A 19,932-nucleotide genomic window follows, 5' to 3' on the forward strand; every position below is an offset into this window, starting at 1 on the left:
TAACCCCCCCCCGCCGACACCCTAGTTCTTTTTATCGCGGGGGGGTGCGTTTTTTTCTATAACCCCCTGTAAAACCCGCCCCCGGCCGCCGCGTGGGGGGCGCCCGACGTCGACGCGGTCCTGATCGCCTCACCGGGCCCCGCCCACGAGGCGGCCCTGCTGACGGCCTTCGAGCACGACCTGCCGGTCCTGTGCGAGAAGCCGCTCACCCCCGACGCGGCCTCCGCGCTGCGCGTCCTGGAGGCCGAGGTGCGCCTCGGCCACCGCCGGGTCCAGGTCGGCTTCATGCGGCGCTACGACGCCGAGTACATGAAGCTCAAGTCCCTCCTGGAAACAGGCCAGTTGGGCCGGCCGCTGATGCTGCACAACCGGCACCGCAACGCGGCCAGCCCGCCCTTCTTCACCAGCTCCATGCTGATCAGCGACTCCGTGGCCCACGAGACCGACGCGACCCGTTGGCTCCTCGGACACGAGATCACGGCCGTCCACGTGCTGCGCCCGCGGCCCTCGGCGAGCGCTCCGGACGATCTCCAGGACCCGCAGTTCGTCGTCTTCGAGACCGACGGCGGCGCGATCGTCGACGTCGAGATGTTCGTCAACTGCGGCTTCGGCTACCAGGTCCAGGCCGAGATCGTCTGCGAACGCGGCACCGCCCGCATCGGCGACGGCCACGCCATGGTCACCAACATGGCCGGCCGCTGGGGCGGCACCATCGCCCAGGACTTCACCGAACGCTTCGCCGACGCCTACGACCGCGAGATCCAGACCTGGGTCGACGCCACCCGCCGAGGCGAGGTGACCGGCCCGACCGCCTGGGACGGCTACGCGTCGGCGGCCGTGTGCGAGGCGGGCGTACGGGCGTTGGAGGAGGGTGTGCGGGTGGAGGTCGAGTTGGTGGAGCGGCCCGCGCTCTACCGATAGCGACTTCAGGGGGAGGCGCGGATGGGCCCGGTGCGCATGCTGCTGCCGTTGCTGCGTGCGACGGCACGCCTGGCTCCCGGTCCGGGAGTTCCGCTGCTCGGGACCGCGTTGCTGCACTGCGCGGTCCCCGGCTGGGCCCTGCTGCGTCCGCCGCCGCCCGTCCGCCGGTCGGCCCGGGCCCGGGAAGCGGTCGCCCTGTACCGCTCCAAGGCCGAACAAACCGACCCCGAACAACGCCAGTTGGACGCGCTGAGCCGCGCACTGGTCGTCCACGCCCACACCCTGATGCTCGCGGAGCGGTACGCGGAAGCCGGCACCGCCGTGGACGCTGCGCTGGAGGTGCCGGGTGCGCGGAGGTCCCCGGCCCTGACCGCGTGCGCCGCTCACGCGCGGGCACAGGCGCTCGTCTTCGGTGGCCGGGCGGAGGAGGCCCAGGAACCCGCCCTCGAGTGCGTGCGGTTGTACCGCGGCTCGCCGCCTCCCGCGCGGCGGGACCGAAGCCTGGGTGCTCTGCCGGTCGCCTTGCGCACGCAGGGACTCGCGTTCGCCCTCGTCGGCCGTACGGCGGAGTCCGTCGCCGTGTACCTGGAGTGTGCCGACCTCCTGCGGGCCATGCCCGTACGGCAGTTGTCGCGTTTCCTGCGGCTGCGGGCTCAGGTGCTGGTCGAGTTGGCCGGCGGACTGCGGGCGCTCGGCCGGTACGAGGAGGTCCTCGCGCTGGAGTCCGAGGCGAAGGAAGCGGTGTACGGGATGATCGCGAGGTTCTATCCGGATCTCGTCCTGCCGTTGCGCGTCCGGCTCCTCACGGACCTGGCCTACTGCCACGACGCGACGGGCTCTCCCGCTGCCGCGCGCACGCTCGCCGAAGAGGCGGTCTCCGAGGCCCGTGAACTGGCCGACCAGCCCGAGTGGTTCGCCGAGGCGCTGCACTGCCTGGGCCTCGTCCTCGACGAACTGGCAGCGTACGACGAGCAGTTGGCCACCCTCACGGAACTCGCCGGGCTGTACACCCGCCTTGCCGCCGACCGGCCGGAGGCCTTCGAGCCGCTGCTCGCCGACACCCTGGACGACCTGGCCCGCTGTCACCGGAGGAGCGGTGACCACCTCAAGGCCGTGGCGGACACGGAGCGGGCCGTGGCAGCGTACCGGCGCGTCGGGCGGCACGAGGACCAACTCGCCCGCATCCTCGCCAACCTGAGTGTCCGTCAGCAGAGTGCCGACGACGCCGAGTCGGCCGTGTCGAGCGCCCGCGAAGCAGTCGACATCACCCGCCGGCTCGCCGAGTCCGACAGCGAGACCCACGGTCGCTCGACGGCCCGCCGCCTGCGGGTCCTGGCCCAGGCCCTCGGCCTCGCCGGCGACCACACCGCCGCCGTCGCCCGCTACGAGGAGGCCGAGGCCGTCCTGAGGGACCTGATCGGCGTCCCCGGCGTCGACGCGGAACTGGCGGTCTCGGTCTCGGCTCTCGCCGGCGCGCTCGACACCGAGGTCCAGGAACAACTGGCCGCGGCTCGTCCAGAGGAGGCGGTCGCCGCCCTGCGCTCCCTGCTCGACCTCACCCGCCGCACCGACGCCAGAGACGTCCACGCCCGGTGCGTCATCGCGTTCGCCGAGGCGCGTGCCGAACGCCCGGACGACATCGACGTCGTCCGGGCGTGGGAGCGGGTGGTCGGGGAGCCGTACCCGACCTTCGTCTACCGCAGAACCGACACCCGCGGCCGGGGTGCGAAGCCCGCCGAGCGGTAGGCCTCGTCGATGAGGGTCATCGTCGCGACCGCGTCGTCCGGGCCCAGCGGCAGAGGTGCGCCGTTTCTCAACCGGGCGGCGAACGCCTCCAGTTGGTAGGTGTACGAGGAGCGGCGGCCGAGCCGCTCCGTGCGCTCGCCGTCCGTCGTGCGGATGACGACCCGGTCGTCCAGGTGGGGAAGGACGAAGTTCGGCGAGAACGCCTCGCCCCGGCTGCCGGTGATCCGGCAGCTCATCACCATCTCGTCGTAGGCCATGTGGCAGCGGGCGGAGCCCGTGGCGCCGCTCGGGAAGGCGAGGTCGGCGTCCAGCCACTCGTCGACGCCCGGCGCGCCTGCGCGTTCGCCGCCCCGGGCCGAGACCAGCCGGGGTGCGCCGCCCGCCCAGGGCGCGAGCATGCGCTGGGCGTGCAGGCTGTAGCAGCCCAGGTCCATGACCGCGCCGCCGGCCAGGTCGAGCGACCAGCGCGGGTCGGTGTCCGGCGGGGCCGGGATCGCCACGAGGGTCTCCACGTGCCGCAGTTCACCGAGTTCACCGGAGGCCAGCAGCTCGTGCAGGCGGCGGGTGACCGGGTGGAAGAGGTAGTGGAAGGCCTCCATGAAGACGGTGCCGGACTTGGCCGCGGCCTCCCGGACCTCGGCCGCCTCCTCGGCGTTGCTCGCCGAGGGCTTCTCCGAGAGGACGTGCTTGCCCGCCTCCAGGGCGGCGAGGTTCCACGGTCCGTGCAGACCGTTGGCGAGGGGGTTGTAGACGACCTCCACCTCGGGGTCGGCGATCAGGTCGGCGTACGAGTCCGCGACCCGCTCGACGCGGTGCGCCGCGGCGTACGCCTCCGCGCGGTCCCGGTCGCGGGCGGCCACCGCCACGAGGCGGTGGCCGGTCGTCCGGGCCGGGCCGATCAGGGACTGCTCGGTGATCCGAGCGGCTCCCAGTACTCCGATGCGCAGTGGTTCCCGGCCCGGACCGCTCATGCTTCGCGTACCTCCTGGATGGTGACGGGGCGGTGCTCGTGCAGCGACAGGGTGCAGGCGTCGGCGATCCAGCCGGCCTCCAGCGCGTCGGCGACGGTGCAGGGTGAGGTGCGGGTGCCGGCCACCACCTCGGTGAACGCGGTGAGTTCGGCGCGGTAGGCGGCGGTGAAGCGGTCCATGAAGAAGTCGTGCGGGACACCGGCCGGGAAGGTCACGCCGGGCTCCACGGAGCGCAGCGGCAGCTTGTCCTCCAGGCCGACCGCGATGGAGTCGGTGAAGCCGTGGATCTCCATGCGGACGTCGTAACCCCGGGCGTTGTGGCGGGAGTTGGAGACCACCGCGATGGTGCCGTCGTCCAGCGTGAGGATGGCGCCGGTGGTGTCGGCGTCGCCCGCCTCCTTGATGTACTCGGCGCCCCGGTTGCCGCCGACCGCGTACACCTCGACGACCTCACGGCCGGTGACCCAGCGGATGATGTCGAAGTCGTGCACGGAACAGTCGCGGAAGATGCCACCGGACGCGGCGATGTACGCGGCGGGCGGCGGCGCCGGGTCCAGTGTGGTCGACCGTACGGTGTGCAGCTTGCCCAGCTCGCCGGACTGCACGGCGGCGCGCGCGTTGACGAAGCCGGTGTCGAAGCGGCGGTTGTAGCCGATCTGGATCGGCACGTCGCTGCCCTCGACGGCCTTGAGGACCTGGACGCCCTCGGCCATCGTCTTGGCGACGGGCTTCTCGCAGAAGACGGGGATGCCCGCCTCGACGGCGGCCAGGATCAGGCCCGGGTGGGCGTCGGTCGCCGCGGCCACCACGACACCGTCGACCCCGGCGGCCAGCACGGCCTCGGGGGAGTCCGCGACCTCGGCGCCGAACCGCTCGGCGGCCTTCTTGGCGGCCTCCGCGAACGGGTCGGCCACGACGAGGGACTCGACCACGTCGAGTCCGGACAGGGTCTCGGCGTGGAAGGCGCCGATGCGGCCGAGGCCGAGGATTCCGATGCGCATGAGGGCTCTTGCTTTCTTGAGGGGTGCGGGTTTCCTGCTGTTGTCTCTCGCGGGGGTCGCTCGCGAGACGGTGAACGTCGGTCGGGGGTGCTCCTCAGCTCTCGCGCCGCTCGGCGCCGGCCCGCAGCTCCCCGCGGAGCGCCTGCGGGGCCCACCCCTCGCGCACCGCGCGGCGCACGATGTCGGCCTGCGAGGGCGGGGCGAGACCCTCGACGGGCGGGTCGTTGTCGAGGTTGGTGGGGAAGGGATAGCCCTCGGCGCTGGCCGCGACGACCGCGTCCAGCCACTCCTCGCGCACGCCCTCGGCCTTCCGCCTGAGCAGCACCGGGAAGACCGCGTTGCTGACGGCCTCGCGGTCCACCGTCTCCATCGCCCGCCCGAACGCTGAGGACACCTGGAGCAGGTTGGCCATGCGCCGTACGTCGGCGGTGCGGTTGGTGCCGGCCGCGTGGAACAGCGCCGGGTTGAAGAACGCGGCGTCGCCCTTGGCGAGCGGGAGTTGGACGTGGTTGGCCTCGAAGTAGGCCTGGAATTCCGGGAGTCGCCACGCCAGGTAGCCCGGCTCGTACTTCTGCGAGTGCGGCAGGTACATCGTCGGCCCCGACTCGACCGGCATGTCGCAGTGCGCGACGGCTCCTTGGAGGGTGAGCACGGGGGAGAGGCGGTGCACGTGCGCCGGGTAGCCGGCGGCGGTCTCGTTGCCGAGGAAGCCGAGGTGGTAGTCGCGGTGCACGGTCTGCGCCGCGCCGCCCGGGTGGACCACGTTGATCTGCGAGGTGACCTGGTAGCCGGGGCCGAGCCAGGCGACGGACACCAGGGCCAGCATGTCGTTCGCGTAGTAGTCGGCGAACGCCTCCGGGTCGTAGAGCGCGGCCTTCTCCAGGGCGTTCCACACCCGGTCGTTGGCCCCCGGCTTCGCGAAGTGGTCACCGGCGCCCGCGCCGGAGGCGTGCTGCTCGGCGATCAGCGCCTCGAAGACCTCGGTCGCACGGTCCACCACCGACGCGTCCGGGAACGCTTCCCGCAGGACCACGATGCCGGGTCCCTCGGCGAACACCCGCACCAGCTCGGCCTGCACCTCGCGGCGCTCACCGGCCGCCACGGACTTGCGGAGCCGGGCGCTGTCGTAGACGAGGACGTTCCGCTCGACCGAGGACGCGTACGGGAAGTCGCCGAGGTCGGTGGGCCGCTCGACGAGCGTGCGGAAGGTGTCGAGATCGCAGTCCTGCTCGGTGAGCCAGGCGGGGCGTTCTGCGGATGTGAAGGACATCGTCGTCCCCTCGGGTCACGTGGTGGTGCGGTCCTGTCATTCTTGTCAGTACAAACCCTTCGAACAACCGGCAGCGAGCCATCAAAAACCCCTCAAGGAGACGACCGGTGGGCCACCCCTTCCCGATCAGGGAAATCGCACGTCAGGCGGGCCTCAGCGAGGCCACCGTGGACCGGGTTCTGAACGGCAGGGGCGGTGTCCGCGAGAGCACCGAGCGTGAGGTCCGGCAGGCGATCGCCGATCTCGACCGGCAGCGCACCCAGGTCAGGCTGGTCGGCCGCACGTTCATGATCGACATCGTGATGCAGACACCGGAGCGGTTCTCCACGGCCGTACGGGTGGCGCTGGAGGCGGAGCTGCCCGATCTGCACCCGGCCGTGGTGCGCTCCCGATTCCACTTCCGGGAGACCGCGCCGGTGAAGGAACTCGTCGGGACCCTGGACCGGATCGCCCGGCGCGGCTCGCAGGGCGTGATCCTGAAGGCGCCGGACGTCCCCGAGATCACCGCGGCCGTCGGCCGGCTCGTCACCGCCGGCATCCCGGTCGTCACCCTGGTCACCGACCTGCCCGCCAGCGCCCGCCTCGCCTACGTCGGCATCGACAACCGGGCCGCGGGCGCCACCGCCGCCTATCTGATGGGCCAGTGGCTCGGCGACCGCCCCGGCAATGTCCTCACCAGCCTGAGCAGCGGATTCTTCCGCAACGAGGAGGAGCGCGAGATGGGCTTCCGCAGCACCATGCGCGCCCGCTACCCGGACCGGTCCCTCGTCGAGATCACCGAGGGCCACGGCCTCGACGCCACCCAGTACGAACTGGTCCGGGCCGCCCTGAAGCGCGACCCGGACATCCGCGCGGTCTACTCGATCGGCGGCGGCAACATCGCGACCCTGCGTGCCTTCGCCGACCTGGGCCGCGAGTGCGCCGTGTTCGTCGCGCACGACCTCGACCACGACAACACCCGGCTGCTGCACGAGCAGAAGCTGTCGGCCGTCCTCCACCACGACCTGCGCCAGGACGTCCGCGAGGCCTGCCGCATCGTGATGCGCGCCCACGACGCGCTGCCGCCGGCGGGCCCGACCCTGCCGTCCTCGATCCAGGTGGTCACGCCCTACAACTTGCCTACGCCGCCCCTGCGTTGAGGCGGTTCACAGATTGATGGCGTACGCCTTGCGCAGCGTCTCGTGCACCGTCCACGTCGTACGGTCGCCCTCGCGCAGCACGGCCATGTCCCCGGGACCGACCTCCAGGGTCTCGCCGCCCTCGACCTCGATGGTGGCCGAGCCGCTGATCACCACGAACAGCTCGTCCGCCTCCGTGTCGGTGACCACACCCGGGGTGATCTGCCAGATCCCGCGGATCTGCCGCCCGTCCTCGGACTCCCACACCTCCTTCCCGGTCACCTCGGGTGTGCCGGAGACGATCTGCGCCGGGTCCAGCGGCTCGGGTTCGAGCTCGGCGTCGGGGATGCGGACAACGAAACTGTGCGTCATGCCGCGACCCTAGCCCGGCCGCCCATGGCACGGATGTGGACACTGTGTGGGGCATCGGCCCAGGTGGGAGGACACTTCGTCGCGGAGTGGCGGCCCGGGTGGCCCCGGGCGATGGTGGAGGGCATGGCGCAGACCACGGAGGCCGTCCCCGACCCGTACCCGCACGCGCACGCGCACGCGACCCGGGAGAACATCCTCTTCGGAGGCGTCTACGGCGCCGTCCTGGCCTGCTCGATGGTCGCCGCGCTCACCCAGTACGGCCACACCTCCCAAGGCAGCCGCCGCTACGACGCCCTGTGGCTGCTGGTCACCGCCGGCGCCTCGGCGCTGGCCCACGGGTACGCCCACTACATCGCCGAGCGCGCCCCGCACCGCCGCTGGGACGCCCTGCGCACCCTGCGCGACGAGTGGCCGCTGGTCGCCGCCGCACTGCCCACCGTACTGCTGCTGGCCGGGGCGGGCTGGGGCTGGTGGCCCGCGAACGGAGTCGAGTACGCGGCCTTCGTCCTCAACATCGCGCTGCTGTTCGGCCTGGGCCTGGTCACCGCCCGCTGGTCGGCGCGGAGTTGGGTGGTCGCCGTGGCGATCGGGGCGGTGGACGCGCTGCTCGGGGTGGTCGTGGTCGTGGCGAACGCCTTGATCAAATAGGCGGGTTCGCCGCCGGACGGGCCCGTACGGCCTGTTAGGAGACGCCCTGGTATCCGCGCAGCTTCCGGTACAGCGTCGCCCGCCCGATCCCCAACGCGGCAGCCGCCCGCGCCTTGTTGCCGCCGTGCCGACGCAACGCGGCCAGGATCGCGGCGCGTTCGGCGTGCTCCATCTGGCTGAGCCGCCGGGCCGCCGGGCCGCCGGGCCGCCGGGCCGCCGGGCCCTCCCGGACGGGGTCGGGGAGTTCGGCCCGGCGCACCGGACCGGTGACCCGCCGGTGTTCCGCCAACGCCCGTACGACATGCGCGAGTTCGGTGACGTTCCCGGGCCACGGGTGTTCCTCCAGGGCCCGCAGCGCGTCCAGCGTCCAGCTGAGCGGCGGCTGTCCCGGGGCGGGGCGGGGAGCCAGGACCGGCAACAACTCCCCTACGTCCTCCCGGCGTTCAAGCAGCGCGGGCAGCGCGACCGACCGGGCGGCCAGCGTGTCGGCAAGGGCCGCTTCACCCCCTCACCGGCATCGGTGGCGAGACCTGGCTGGGCGCGGCTCAGGCACGGTCCCTCGACATCGCCACGGTCGTCATCGGCCCCGGCCGGCAGTACGAGGACCCGTGCGGCGACTGGGCCCGCCTCAGCGAGGTGTCCGACGCGGGCGCCCTGTTGGTCCGCCCGGACGGCTATGTCGCCTTCCGTCACGCCGACGCGGCCGAGAACGCCGAACAGTTGCTCACGGAGGCGCTGCGCCGCATCCTCGGGCACGGCTGACATTTCGTATCGGGCAGGGAGCCGTAAATGACCACTCACGTCACCGTCACGGACGAGGCCGTCGCGAGTCTGCGGGACACCGCCGACCCGCGCCTGCGTGAACTGCTATCCGGTCTGATCCGGCATCTGCACGCGTTCGCGCTGGAGACCCGCCTCACCCAGGCGGAGTGGGAGCGGGCGATCGGCTTTCTGACGGAGACCGGGCAGACCTGCACGGACACCCGGCAGGAGTTCATCCTCCTGTCGGACGTGCTCGGCCTGTCGTTGCTAGTGGAGACCATCAACGGAGACCGCGAGGCCGGCGCCACCGAGTCGACGGTGCTCGGCCCCTTCCACATGACCGAGTCGCCGGTCCGTGAACTCGGCGCGAACATCGACCTGGTGGGCGGCGGCGAGCCCTGTGTGGTCAGCGGCCGGGTCGTGTCGGGGGACGGCACCCCGCTCCCCGGCGCCCTCCTCGACGTGTGGCAGACGGACGGCAAGGGCTTCTACGACGTGCAGCAGCCGGACGTCCAACCCCCGGGCAACGGACGGGGGTTGTTCACCACGGACGCCGAGGGCCGCTTCTGGTTCCGCACGTGTGTGCCGAGCCCATACCCCATCCCCACGGACGGCCCGGTCGGCGACCTCCTCAGGGCGACCGGCCGCCACCCCTACCGCCCCGCCCACATCCACTTCATCGCCTCGGCCGACGGCCACACCCCCGTCACCACCCACATCTTCGTCGCGGGCAGCGACTACCTCGACTCCGACGCCGTCTTCGCCGTGAAACAGAGCCTCGTCGAGGACTTCGCGACGACCGACAACCCGTCCCTGGCAAAGGAGTTCGGCATCGCCAACCCCTTCCGGCACGCGCAGTTCGACCTCGTACTGGAGCAGCAGTCGTGAAGGGCTCCCTGGACTTCGCCTACGACGCCCAGCCCATGCGGGTCGTCTTCCGCCCCGGCGCCGCACTGACAGCGACCGCCGGTGAGGCCGAACGGCTCGGGCTGCGGCGGGTGTTGGTGCTCTCGGGGGCCCGTGGCGCCGACACCGCGCAGGCGGTTGCCGACTCGCTGGGAGAGGTGTGCGTCGGGGTGCACGCGGAGGCTCGTATGCACGTCCCGATCGAAGTCGCCGGCCGTGCCGTCGAGTTGGCGCGCTCGCTGGGCGCCGACGGATGCGTCGCGGTCGGCGGCGGCTCGGCGATCGGTCTCGGCAAGGCCATCGCTCTGCGCACCGGCCTCCCGCTGATCGCCGTACCCTCCACCTACTCCGGCTCCGAGATGACCCCGGTCTGGGGCCTCACCGAGAACGGCGCCAAACGCACCGGCCGCGACCCCGTTGTCCGGCCCCGCAGCGTCGTCTACGACCCCGAACTCACCCTGGAACTCCCCGTACCGCTCACGGTGACCAGCGGTGTCAATGCGATCGCGCACGCCGTGGAGGCCCTGTACGCCCCGGACAACTCGCCGTTGATGGCGATGATGGCGGAGGAGGGCGTAGGGGTGCTGGCGGACGCGCTCCCCGAACTGGCCGCCGAGCCGCGGTCGTTGGAGGCCCGGAGCCGTGCGCTGTACGGGGCCTGGCTGTGCGGTTCGTGCCTCGGCGCCACGACCATGGGCCTGCACCACAAGCTGTGCCATGTCCTCGGCGGCACCTTCGGCCTCCCGCACGCGGAGACGCACACGGTGGTGCTGCCGTACGCGCTGGCGTACAACGCGCCCGCCGCACCGCAGGCGGCGGCCGCCGTGGCCCGTGCGCTGGACGCCGAGGATGCCCCAACTGCCCTGTGGGAGCTGGCCGGGCGGCTCGGCGCCCCGCGCTCGCTCGCCGAACTCGGCCTGAGGGAGAGTGACTTGGCGACAGCCGCCGCGCAGGCGGTGAGCCAGGCGTACGCCAACCCCCGGCCGGTCACCGAGGACGGGGTGCTCGCGTTGCTGCGCGCGGCGTACGAGGGAAGGCCCCCCGCCTAGTCGCTCAGTGGTTCGTGCGGACGCCGTCCAGCGCGATGGCCAGGACGCGGTCGCGCTGGGCGTCGTCCACGAACTTCGTCCCGGTGACGCCGGCCACCAGGCGCAGCAGGTCGCCGAAGTCCATGTCCGCGCGGGCCACGCCCGCCTTCTGCGCGCGCTCGAACAGCGGACCGCCCGCGGAGAACATCGACTCGCGGCAGGTCCCGAAGATCTCCGAGTCGTTGTCCAGCGCCTCGCGCACCGCCTGCTTGGTCACCATGTAGCCGGCGAAACGGTTCAGCCACGAGTTCAGCGCCTCCCACGGCTCCTGGTCGGCGACGGCCAGGGCGACCTGGCACAGGGCGTTGACCTCGTCCGCGTAGACGCTCTCGAAGAGGGACCGGCGGGTCGGGAAGTTCCGGTAGAGCGTGCCGATGCCGACGCCCGCGCGGCGCGCGATGTCCTCCAGCGACGCCTCCGAACCGTGCTCCGCGAAGGCCTCGCGGGCGGCGGCCAGCAGGGCGTCGTAGTTGCGGGCGGCGTCCTTACGGTGGGGGCGCTGGGCCGCGACGATCTCGCTGACGGGGAACGGCTGGGCCGTCACTGGTGCCTCCCGGGGGCGGGCTGGGTTGAACCGGAGGGGTGCCTCCGTTATGGTGGAGGGGTACCTCCACTTTAGCAGTGGCGGGTGCGTACCGCCGTGGACATGCGCGTGCGGACGTGCCCTGCCTGCTTGTTTCGGAGAGGCTCTCCATGCCCCGCACATCCACCACCCGCCTCACCTTCGCGGTTCTCGCGACGGGAGCGGGCGTCTTCTCCATGCTGCAGTCGCTGATCGCGCCGGCCCTGCCGACCGTCCAGCACGCGCTGCACACCTCCCAGTCCACCGCGACCTGGGTGATGACGGCCTATCTGCTGTCCGCCTCGGTCTTCACCCCGATACTCGGCCGCGTCGGCGACCTGATCGGCAAGAAACGCACCCTCGTCGCCGTCCTGCTGGCCGTCCTGGCCGGCTGTCTCGTCGCCGCGCTGGCGCCCAACATCGGCGTACTGATCGTCGCCCGGGTCGTACAGGGCATCGGCGGTGCGCTGTTCCCGCTCTCGTTCGGCATCATCCGCGACGAGTTCGACGCGTCCCAGGTCCCGGGCAGTATCAGCAACCTGTCCGCCGTGATCGCCGCGGGCGGCGGTGTCGGCATGGTGGCCGCCGGACCCATCGTGTCCGCGCTCGACTACCGCTGGCTGTTCTGGTTCCCCGTCGCCATCGTCGCCGTCACCACCCTCATCGCCCTGCGCTACGTCCCCGAGTCGCCGAGCCGCGCCGAGGGAAGCGTCAACTGGTCGGGTGCCGTGCTCCTTTCGGGCTGGCTGGTCGCCCTGCTGCTCCCGCTCAGCCAGGCGAGCCGATGGGGCTGGGGCTCCATCCGGGTCGTGGGCCTGTTCGCCGCGGCCGTCGTACTCTTCGCGGCCTGGCTGTTCGCCGAGGCCCGCTCCCGCAGCCCGCTCATCGACCTCAAGGTGATGCGCCTGCCGTCCGTGTGGACCACCAACACCGCCGCGCTGCTGTTCGGCGCGGGCATGTACTCGATCTGGTCCTTCCTGCCCGGCTTCGTGCAGACCCCGTCGTCCGCCGGCTACGGCTTCGGCGCCAGCGTCACCGCGTCCGGACTCCTCATGCTGCCGATGCTCCTCGCGATGTTCGTCTCCGGCGTGCTCAGCGGCCGGCTGGAGCCCGTCGTCGGCGCCAAGGCGCTGCTCACCACCGGTGCGGCACTCGGAGCGGTCGCCTGCGCCATCCTCGCCCTCTGGCACGACCAGCAGTGGCAGATCGCCCTCGTCGCGGGCATCTTCGGCCTCGGCATCGGACTCGCCTTCGCCTCCATGGCCAACCTCATCGTCGGCAGCGTCCCGCCCGAGCAGACCGGCGCCGCGACCGGCATGAACGCCAACATCCGCACCATCGGCGGCTCCATCGGCGCCGCGGTGACCAGCGTCCTGGTCACCGGCCACCTCCAGGCGTCCGGCCTGCCGTACGGCTCCGGGTACACCCACGGATTCGCGCTGCTGGCGGTGCTGCTCCTCGGGGCCGCGCTGGCCGCGCTCCTGGTGCCGGCGCGACGGTCCGGCCGTAGCGGAGGAACAACGGTCAGCACCTCCGAGTCGGCGCTCCTGAAGGCGGAGGAGGAAGCGTCGGTGATGGCTCCCGGCGCCCTCAACTGATCCGGCCGGTGTGCCAGCATGAGCCGATGATCGAACAGAGCGCGCGGCGCCCCGGCGCCGAACTCCTGGACGTCCACCGCCTCAGGCTCGTCGAATCAGCCGCTCCTCGGCTCACGCCCGAGGAGCGGCTGGCGATGGACCAGGTGTGGGACGCGAAGGTGCGGGACAACCCGAGCTTCTTCGACGGGCCGGTCCTGGTGTGCGCGGGCACGCGGCGCGAGGGGCCGTACGGACTGGCCGTCTCCTGGGTCAGGACGACCTACCGGCACTTCGCCCTCCGCCGCGTCCCGTGGTCCACCTCGTGGCTGCCCTCCTTCTTCGTCTCCGTCCTCCAACCGGCGGACGACGGACGGCTGTTGGTCGGCCGGATGTCGAAATCCACGGCGGCGCCGGGCCGTTGGCAGCTGCCGGGCGGCTCGCTCGAACCCCCCGAGGGCGACGAACCGCTCGACATGCGGGCCCTGCACCGGCATGCCGCACGGGAGTTGATCGAGGAGACCGGCATCGACACCCGGCCCGACGACCTCACCTTCTGGAACGTCACCCGCGCCGGGAACGGCGGCATCGGCGTCCTCTTCCGCGCCCCGTCCCGCCCGGCGGCCCACCTGCGCGAACGGTTCGAGGCGATGACGGCGGCGGAGCGGGCCCAGGGCCGCGAACCGGAGCTGGACAACATCTTCCTGATCCATTCGGCGGCCCAACTCCCGCTCATGGTCGGTCCGCACGCGGACTACCTGGAACCGATCGTCCGCCGCTACGCGGAAGGTGGCGGAACGGGTGTCTCGATATGAGACACCCGCAAAGGTGGCAATCCCTTCAAGATCGGCAGTGCACGACTGCTGTGAAGAAAGGTGATCACCATGGCCCTCGCACTGCTCAGGCGCTGGCTGCCCCAGGGCGCCTCCGCCCCGGCGGCGGGCCTCTCGCTCCCCCTCCCGTCCGGCGCCGGTGGCCTCGGCCGTGAGATCGTCGACCCGATGGGCGTGCCCATGGCGTCCGCCGAGGTCACGGTGACGGCCCTGGACTCGCACCGCGTCACCGCCTCCGGTACGACCGACCCGTACGGATTCTTCCTCGCCGCGCTGCCGCCCGGGCGCTACAGCCTCCTCGTCTCGGCCCAGGGACTCCAGCCGCACCAGGAGACGGTGGAGATCGCCGCCGGAACGGCCGCGCCCACCGAACGCGTATGGCTCCAGCCCGGCCGCGCCCAGGAACTCCCGCCGCCCGGCACCTGGCTCTTCGACCCGCCGCACACCGCGATCCGGTTCATCGCCAAGCACGTCGGCATGGCCCATGTGCACGGCCGCTTCGAGCGTTTCCAGGGCGGCATCCAGATCGCCCAGGAGGTGACCGAGTCCAAGGTCCACGTCCGCATCGACGCGTCCGGCATCACCACCGGCAACACCACGCGGGACAACCATCTGCGCTCCGGTGACTTCCTCGACGTGGAGCGCTACCCGTACATCGACTTCACCAGCACGCGGTTCGCCTACCGCGGCGGCAGCAAGTGGACCTTGCAGGGTTCGCTCACGACGCACGGCGTGAGCCGCTCGGTGAACCTGGACACCACCTACCTGGGCACCGTCAACGGCAGCTACGCGGAGGAACTCCGCTGCGCGGCCCTCGCCACGGCCGAACTGCACCGCGAGGACTACACGTTGAACTGGCACAGCATGCTCGCCCGGGGCATCGCGGTCGTCGGTCCCACCGTCCAGCTGGAGCTGGACACCCAGGCGATGTACCGCACCCACGACACCCCGACGCCGCCGAAGTGACCCGGCGCATGCGGTAAGGTTTACCTGCGCGTTCACCCGACCGACCGGGTGCGACGCGACCGGGACGTGGCGCAGCTTGGTAGCGCACTTGACTGGGGGTCAAGGGGTCGCAGGTTCAAATCCTGTCGTCCCGACTTTTCGAAGTCGTGGATCAGGGGCCGTTTCAGAGGAGATCTGAAACGGCCCCTTGGTCATTTTCGCGTGGTTCATCCCCGGCGATCACGTGGTCCCGAGGGTGTGATCGTCCCTACCGCCTTGAGCGTACGCAGCACCGGCGCCGTCTCCAGAGCACTGATCGCCTTGACCGCGCCCAGGCCGTGGGTGAGGTACCGGTACAGCGCGGCGCTGTCCGGGCACAGGGCGTGCGCCACGAGATTGGTGGGGCCGGTGGTGTGGGCCACGAAGGCCAACTCGTCGTGGCGGGACAGGGACTCCGCCACCTCGTCGAGATGAGCCGGAGAGACCGACATCCACAGCAGGACCTTGACGGTCCCGCCCAGCAGGGCGGGGTCGATCTCTATGTCGAAGAAGATCGCCCCGCAGGCACGCAGGTGGTCCAGTCGTCGTGAGACCGTCGCCGGTGACCAGCCGGTGCCGGCGGCGAGTTCCGCGACGGCGGCCCGCCCGTCCCGTCGCAACGCGTCCATCAGGGCGTGGTCGGCGGGGGACAGCTGGACCTGGCGGCAGTGGTCGGAGGGAGGTGCCTCGCCGTACCCGGGGAACGCTCTTCCGCCCAGCATGCGTTGCTGACGCGGGGTCAGTGTGTTGGCGCTCATCCGCCATGGTGTGCGCCAGCCCCGGTAGGTGTGCAGCAGGTGGTGGGCGGAGACGGCCGTGAGCCCCACACTGGGCGGCAGTTCGTGCAGGAGCAGCGAGTGGCCGTGTGCGGTGCCCAAGGGGGTCTCCAGCACGGCGACGATCTCGGTGCCCCCGCCGGTGAGGTACACCCATGAGGTGTCCGGACGGCGCACCAGGGCGTGCGCGAGGTCCAGGGCGGTCTCGGGAGCGGCGGTGAGACGCAGCAGCCATTGTTCGTGTCCTGTCAGCTGAGGGTCGGGCAGTCCGACGACCCTCAGAGCCGCCTGCTCGCGGAGCCGGTCGTAACGACGGGAGATCGTCTGGGGGGACACCGCCAGCACGGTGGCCAGCTGGGTGAAGGAGGCGCGTCCGTCGATGTGCAGTGCGTGTATCAGGGCGCGGTCGAGTTCGTCGAGCATTCGCACACCATCCTTCACGCACCCTGCGGGGCAGGATGAAACACGGCCGCCGACGGGGAGGGGGCAGCAGCTCCCTCGTCGGCGGGGGCGGTGGGGATTCACCGCCACGGGCAAGGGGGTCGGTGTCAGTCCCTGATCACCGACTTGCAGCGCATGAGGAACTCGGCGAGATACCCGTCGTGCGGCAGCCCGGAGTCCATCCAGTACGTCGGGTGCTTTCCCACGTACACGTTGCTGATCGACGGTTCCTCCACCAGGTCGGCCACCAGCTGGTCGTCGTGTGTGGCCGCGGTCAGGACCAGGCTGTTGCGCAGGGGTGCGACGCCCGCCTCGCGCGTCCAGGGTGCCACCCACACGCAGGGGAAAGGGAGTTCCACGGCGGCCTGCGGAGCATCGGGCCGGTCGAGCTGGTGGACGGCGGCGCGCAGTACGGCACTGCCGTCGCCGAGTTCGTCCCGGACGCCGTCGCCGCCGAGCCATGGCCTGGTGCCGGTCGCTCGGTGCAGCAGAAGGGCTTCGAGCGCCTTGGCCGTGGCCAGCGGCTGGACGGGGAAGACCGCGGCCGGATCCTCCGGGGGCAGGCTCGGGACGGCCGCCAGACGTTCGGCGAGCGCGGCGCACAGCGGGGCGGGATCACCCTCCACGAAGACGGCCGTGGTGTTGACGCAGCCCGTGCCGCCGTGAGCGCTGACCGAGTCGACGATCGTGTCGAGGTATTCCTGCCAGTCCACCTCGCGGGTCAGCAGGATCTTCGACCGGCCCGGACCCTGCGGCAGCACCGAGGGGTCGCCCGCGTACTTGCCCACCACGTCATCGCCGCCGTACACCAGCCCGAGATCGGCACCCCGCAGCAGGGCGTCCGCCGTCGTGTGGTCGGTCGGCAGGAATGCCACCTGGTCGTCGCCGAAGCCGGCCGCGCGCAGAGCCGTGACCAGTCGGTGAGGAGTGAACGGCTCACGGCGGGACGGCCGTACGGCGACGCGATAGCCCAGTGCGAGCGCCTCCGGCCAGAGACTGTGCGGTCCAGGATGGTTGCCGGCCGCGTGCACCCCGAACACGTTCCCGCGCCGCACCCACACGGCGCGCCCGGTGCGGGTCAGCGGATCGTCCCACCGGCGCACGGCGGCGGCCGGCCTGGCGTGCTCCACGCTGTAGTGGGCTTTGCGCAGCCGTGCCGCCGTGGCCGTCGTAGTGGCCCGCACCACGGAGATCGGCGTTCCGCCGACCCTGCTGACCCGGTGGGCGTACTCATCGGGTGTCAGTCCGTCCAGGGTGGCGGTGGCGAAGAGTTCGGCGGCCCGGCCGATCATGCCGATCCGCTCGTCGGGCGGGGGAGTACTGGTCCTGTGCAGGGCCTTCATCGTGCGATCGACGAACAGGGCCGGTACGAGGCTGAGTTCGGCACTCTCCCGGCCCGCCACGTCGGACACGGTCAGTCGGTTGCGGGCACGGTACGGTCCCCGGGGCCCCAGGGCGTCGAGCGGGACCACGTCGGAACGGAGCCCGGTCATCAGTACACACCCTCGATCACGGCCTCGTTCTCGAAGGTCGCCACCGGCGCGATGTCGGCCACGGCGTCGCCCACATGCCCGGTGAGCGCTTCGATCCGGGTCGCGGTGTCCCGTTCCAGGTTGTTGGGCAGGAAGAACGACTTGCTGACGTGATGGACGAGGACGCGGCCCCGATCCCCGTGGTCCACCGGGCGCAGCGTCTTCGGGTCGACGACGGAGAACGTGACGTACGGGCTGTACGGGTCGAAGACACAGCCGGCGTCGTCCGGCAGACCGGGCCGTTCGCCGGCGAAGCCGAGGATCATGGTGCTGCCGTAGTTCCCGCACAGGACGACGTCGGGGAAGATCTCGGTCTTGTAGAGGTGGCGGGAGTCGGGGTCCAGTTGGGTTCCGCCCCAACGGATCGCCCGGACCTTCTCGTTGACCAGTTCGGTCAAGTCGTCCCGCCGGGCGATGCGTTCGAGCAGCGGGGGAGTGATCGTCAGCACGCCGATGTCCTGGGTGCGCAGCACGAACGACGCCTGGTCGACGAGGTGTTCGGCGTAGGCGTCCGCCTCGGCCCGGTGGCCCGAGGCGATCAGCTTCTTCACCCACCGGGGGTCGAGGTCGAGGGTGAACCCGTGTCGTCCGTGAGTGGTCGCGGACCTGCGGAAGTACTCGCCGACGATGTGCGGGCCGCTCGGCACCAGGCCGAGCCAGTCGACGCCCCGCTCGAAGCCGTGGGCGTCGAGGTTGAGGTTGCTCCAGTGGAGCATCCGCTCCAGCCAGTCCCGCAGCAGGACGACGCGCTTCGGCGCCCCGGTGGTGCCGCCGCTCTCGAAGACCCCGACGACATCGGGAGACCGACCGTACCCACGCGGTATGAGGTCCTGCGCTCGTACGTCCCGCAACTCGGCCGTCACGTTGGGGAACAGGGTGAGGTCGTCGTGGGTCCTGACATCGGTCAGCGGATCGAACGGCAGGCTCTTGGCCCGCTCCAGCCAGAACGGTGACCCCGTCTCCGGGCCGAAGTGCCACGCCATGGCAGCCCGGATCAGCTCGTCCGGCTCCGGCGGGATGTCGATGGGAAGGTCGAGGACCTCGGTTGCAGCTCGCGACACTGGGACTCCTGAGTCGGTTGGCGAACGGGGCGGTTGCGGAACTACAGCTCGACGACGACGGCACCGACGTGCCGTCCCTCGATCACCTCCAGCAGGGTCCGCGGCGCGTTCTCGATGCCCTTGACGCGGACATGGGGGAAGGTGATCTCCCCGGCCCTGAGCCACGCACCGAAACGCTCCGTCCACTCGTCCTTGTCGTCGTAGTCGTCGGAGCTGAAGCCGCGCATCTCGATGCGCTTGTGGATGAGCGGCAGCGAGTCCAGCTCGACGGGGGCCGTGGTCCCGGTGCCCTCGGGCGCCAACTGCCCGGACAGCGCGCCGATGAGCACGAACCGGGCGCCCGGGCGCGCAGCGTCCACGGCCGCTCGCAGTTGCTCTCCGCCGACGTTGTCGAAGTAGACGTCGATGCCGTCGGGTGCCGCCTTCGCCAGTTGCTCCGCGAGCGGTCCGGCGCCGCGGACCACCACGTCGTCGTAGCCGAGTTCGGTGCGCAACCGGTCCGCCTTCTCCTGCGAACCGGCACTGGCGATGACCCGCCCGGCCCCCAGCTGCCGCGCGATGAGCCCGGCCATCGAACCGATGCCGCTGCCGCCGGCGGAGACGAACACGGTGTCACCTGGGCGGAGTTCGACCCCGCGGGTCAGCGCCGCGTACGCTGTCCAGCCCTGCTGGAGGTGAGCTACCGGGTCCGGCAGCGCCGTACGGTCGAGCCAGGTGCACTCGGCCGCCGGTACGACGGCGTACTCCCGCCAGCCCAGCCAGTGCGAGACCAGGTCGCCCGGCCCGAGGCCGCTGCCCTCCGGTGCCTCGACGACCTCACCGATCGCGGCGCCGACGAGGGTGTCGCCGGCGTCGAGCACGGGGAACGGGGTGTCCTGGGTCGCACCCGCGATCAGGATGCGCAGCGTGGCGAAGACATGGAAGAAGAGGTTGCGTACCAGCACCTCGCCCTCCCCTGGCGGTACGACGGTGGTCTCGACCACGCCGAAGTGCTCCGGACGTGGCAGCCCGGTCGGCTTGGTGAGGAGGCGGACTTCTCTCTGGGTGGCGGGCACTATGGCCATGCGCGCTCCTGAACAGGATGTACGTGATGGGGTCGGGCCCCGGAACGCCGGTGGCGGCCGGGGAACCCCAGCGTGAAGTGATCACCTGCGGCTGCTCCAGTGGCGACGGGAGACTGGAGCATTTCTTCCATCGGGAGCGCCCTGTTGAAGGAACCTCACACGGCACACCCGGACCCGAGCACGCACGAAGGTGTCGCGGACGTCCTGCTCCCACCGGAGGGGGAAGTGAGAAATCGACTCCAGGGGCGGCGTTGATGGAAGGAATCCGCCAAGTCGCCGCTCTGGCTGGAGCACCTCGTCTC

At 71.3% G+C, this 19,932-nt stretch carries 18 protein-coding genes, 1 tRNA gene and 2 pseudogenes; 11 read left to right on the forward strand and 10 right to left on the reverse strand.

Features of this window, described 5'->3' with window-relative positions; translation table 11 throughout:
• Nucleotides 1-81: 81 nt before the first annotated feature.
• Both ACFXC1_RS01435 and ACFXC1_RS01440 read left to right on the forward strand, forming a co-directional pair.
• Nucleotides 82-921 (forward strand): annotated as a pseudogene (locus tag ACFXC1_RS01435) (Gfo/Idh/MocA family protein); the annotation flags it as partial.
• A 21-nt stretch (nt 922-942) separates the two neighbouring features.
• Nucleotides 943-2,667, forward strand: a complete 1,725-nt coding sequence (locus ACFXC1_RS01440) for a tetratricopeptide repeat protein (protein WP_381237199.1) — start codon at nt 943-945, stop codon at nt 2,665-2,667.
• Here ACFXC1_RS01440 and ACFXC1_RS01445 read toward each other — a convergent pair.
• From ACFXC1_RS01445 to ACFXC1_RS01455, 3 genes are all read right to left on the reverse strand, one after another.
• Nucleotides 2,616-3,638 (reverse strand): Gfo/Idh/MocA family protein, encoded by a 1,023-nt coding sequence (locus ACFXC1_RS01445; RefSeq protein WP_381237200.1) that lies wholly within the window; start codon nt 3,636-3,638, stop codon nt 2,616-2,618. The genes ACFXC1_RS01440 and ACFXC1_RS01445 overlap by 52 nt on opposite strands.
• Nucleotides 3,635-4,639: a Gfo/Idh/MocA family protein gene (locus ACFXC1_RS01450; RefSeq protein WP_019072704.1), complete on the reverse strand. Its 1,005-nt coding sequence runs from the start codon at nt 4,637-4,639 to the stop codon at nt 3,635-3,637. Before ACFXC1_RS01450 ends, ACFXC1_RS01445 begins: the two co-directional genes overlap by 4 nt.
• Before the next feature lie 94 nt (nt 4,640-4,733).
• Nucleotides 4,734-5,909: a phytanoyl-CoA dioxygenase family protein gene (locus tag ACFXC1_RS01455; protein WP_381237203.1), complete on the reverse strand. Its 1,176-nt coding sequence runs from the start codon at nt 5,907-5,909 to the stop codon at nt 4,734-4,736.
• A gap of 107 nt (nt 5,910-6,016) precedes the next feature.
• Between ACFXC1_RS01455 and ACFXC1_RS01460 the strand changes: the two genes are divergently transcribed.
• Complete coding sequence (locus ACFXC1_RS01460) at nt 6,017-7,048, forward strand: LacI family DNA-binding transcriptional regulator (protein ID WP_381237204.1); 1,032 nt, start codon at nt 6,017-6,019, stop codon at nt 7,046-7,048.
• Between the two features lie 6 nt (nt 7,049-7,054).
• Here the strand turns inward: ACFXC1_RS01460 and ACFXC1_RS01465 are convergent, their stop codons facing one another.
• Nucleotides 7,055-7,399: a cupin domain-containing protein gene (locus ACFXC1_RS01465; RefSeq protein WP_381237206.1), complete on the reverse strand. Its 345-nt coding sequence runs from the start codon at nt 7,397-7,399 to the stop codon at nt 7,055-7,057.
• A 123-nt stretch (nt 7,400-7,522) separates the two neighbouring features.
• Between ACFXC1_RS01465 and ACFXC1_RS01470 the strand changes: the two genes are divergently transcribed.
• The gene (locus tag ACFXC1_RS01470) at nt 7,523-8,047 is read left to right on the forward strand and encodes a hypothetical protein (RefSeq protein ID WP_381237209.1); all 525 of its coding nucleotides are present in this window, start codon (nt 7,523-7,525) and stop codon (nt 8,045-8,047) included.
• A 34-nt stretch (nt 8,048-8,081) separates the two neighbouring features.
• On the opposite strand, the gene ACFXC1_RS01475 is transcribed toward ACFXC1_RS01470, so the two are convergent.
• Nucleotides 8,082-8,465: a helix-turn-helix domain-containing protein gene (locus ACFXC1_RS01475; protein WP_463293152.1), complete on the reverse strand. Its 384-nt coding sequence runs from the start codon at nt 8,463-8,465 to the stop codon at nt 8,082-8,084.
• A 66-nt stretch (nt 8,466-8,531) separates the two neighbouring features.
• Here ACFXC1_RS01475 and ACFXC1_RS01480 point away from each other — a divergent pair.
• The 3 genes and pseudogenes from ACFXC1_RS01480 to ACFXC1_RS01490 form a co-directional block, all read left to right on the forward strand.
• Nucleotides 8,532-8,809, forward strand: a pseudogene (locus tag ACFXC1_RS01480) (aromatic-ring hydroxylase C-terminal domain-containing protein); the annotation flags it as partial.
• A 27-nt stretch (nt 8,810-8,836) separates the two neighbouring features.
• Nucleotides 8,837-9,697, forward strand: coding sequence for an intradiol ring-cleavage dioxygenase (locus tag ACFXC1_RS01485; protein WP_381237210.1), 861 nt, complete (start codon nt 8,837-8,839; stop codon nt 9,695-9,697).
• A complete protein-coding gene (locus ACFXC1_RS01490; RefSeq protein ID WP_381237212.1) occupies nt 9,694-10,764 on the forward strand; it encodes a maleylacetate reductase in 1,071 nt (356 codons plus the stop codon). The genes ACFXC1_RS01485 and ACFXC1_RS01490 overlap by 4 nt, the downstream gene beginning before the upstream one ends.
• A 4-nt stretch (nt 10,765-10,768) precedes the next feature.
• Here the strand turns inward: ACFXC1_RS01490 and ACFXC1_RS01495 are convergent, their stop codons facing one another.
• Nucleotides 10,769-11,347 (reverse strand): TetR/AcrR family transcriptional regulator, encoded by a 579-nt coding sequence (locus ACFXC1_RS01495; RefSeq protein WP_381237214.1) that lies wholly within the window; start codon nt 11,345-11,347, stop codon nt 10,769-10,771.
• A 149-nt stretch (nt 11,348-11,496) separates the two neighbouring features.
• Between ACFXC1_RS01495 and ACFXC1_RS01500 the strand changes: the two genes are divergently transcribed.
• From ACFXC1_RS01500 to ACFXC1_RS01515, 4 genes are all read left to right on the forward strand, one after another.
• The gene (locus tag ACFXC1_RS01500) at nt 11,497-12,963 is read left to right on the forward strand and encodes an MFS transporter (RefSeq protein WP_381237216.1); all 1,467 of its coding nucleotides are present in this window, start codon (nt 11,497-11,499) and stop codon (nt 12,961-12,963) included.
• A 26-nt stretch (nt 12,964-12,989) separates the two neighbouring features.
• Nucleotides 12,990-13,754: an NUDIX domain-containing protein gene (locus ACFXC1_RS01505; RefSeq protein WP_381237219.1), complete on the forward strand. Its 765-nt coding sequence runs from the start codon at nt 12,990-12,992 to the stop codon at nt 13,752-13,754.
• Between the two features lie 69 nt (nt 13,755-13,823).
• Complete coding sequence (locus ACFXC1_RS01510) at nt 13,824-14,738, forward strand: YceI family protein (protein WP_381237221.1); 915 nt, start codon at nt 13,824-13,826, stop codon at nt 14,736-14,738.
• Between the two features lie 60 nt (nt 14,739-14,798).
• A tRNA-Pro gene (locus tag ACFXC1_RS01515) sits at nt 14,799-14,872 on the forward strand.
• Nucleotides 14,873-14,944: 72 nt separating this feature from the next.
• Here the strand turns inward: ACFXC1_RS01515 and ACFXC1_RS01520 are convergent.
• From ACFXC1_RS01520 to ACFXC1_RS01535, 4 genes are all read right to left on the reverse strand, one after another.
• Entirely contained in the window at nt 14,945-15,955 is a 1,011-nt protein-coding gene (locus tag ACFXC1_RS01520; protein ID WP_381237224.1) for an Lrp/AsnC family transcriptional regulator, read from the reverse strand.
• A 125-nt stretch (nt 15,956-16,080) separates the two neighbouring features.
• Nucleotides 16,081-17,466 carry an aldehyde dehydrogenase family protein gene (locus ACFXC1_RS01525; RefSeq protein WP_381237227.1) on the reverse strand — a complete coding sequence of 462 codons (1,386 nt, stop codon included), beginning with the start codon at nt 17,464-17,466 and terminating at the stop codon, nt 16,081-16,083.
• Nucleotides 17,466-18,566 (reverse strand): phenazine antibiotic biosynthesis protein, encoded by a 1,101-nt coding sequence (locus ACFXC1_RS01530; RefSeq protein WP_381237230.1) that lies wholly within the window; start codon nt 18,564-18,566, stop codon nt 17,466-17,468. Before ACFXC1_RS01530 ends, ACFXC1_RS01525 begins: the two co-directional genes overlap by 1 nt.
• A gap of 41 nt (nt 18,567-18,607) precedes the next feature.
• Complete coding sequence (locus ACFXC1_RS01535) at nt 18,608-19,630, reverse strand: MDR family NADP-dependent oxidoreductase (RefSeq protein ID WP_381237233.1); 1,023 nt, start codon at nt 19,628-19,630, stop codon at nt 18,608-18,610.
• Between the last annotated feature and the right edge of the window lie 302 nt (nt 19,631-19,932).

This window comes from Streptomyces hokutonensis (assembly GCF_042751305.1).
GTDB classification, from domain to species: Bacteria; Actinomycetota; Actinomycetes; order Streptomycetales; family Streptomycetaceae; genus Streptomyces; species Streptomyces hokutonensis_A.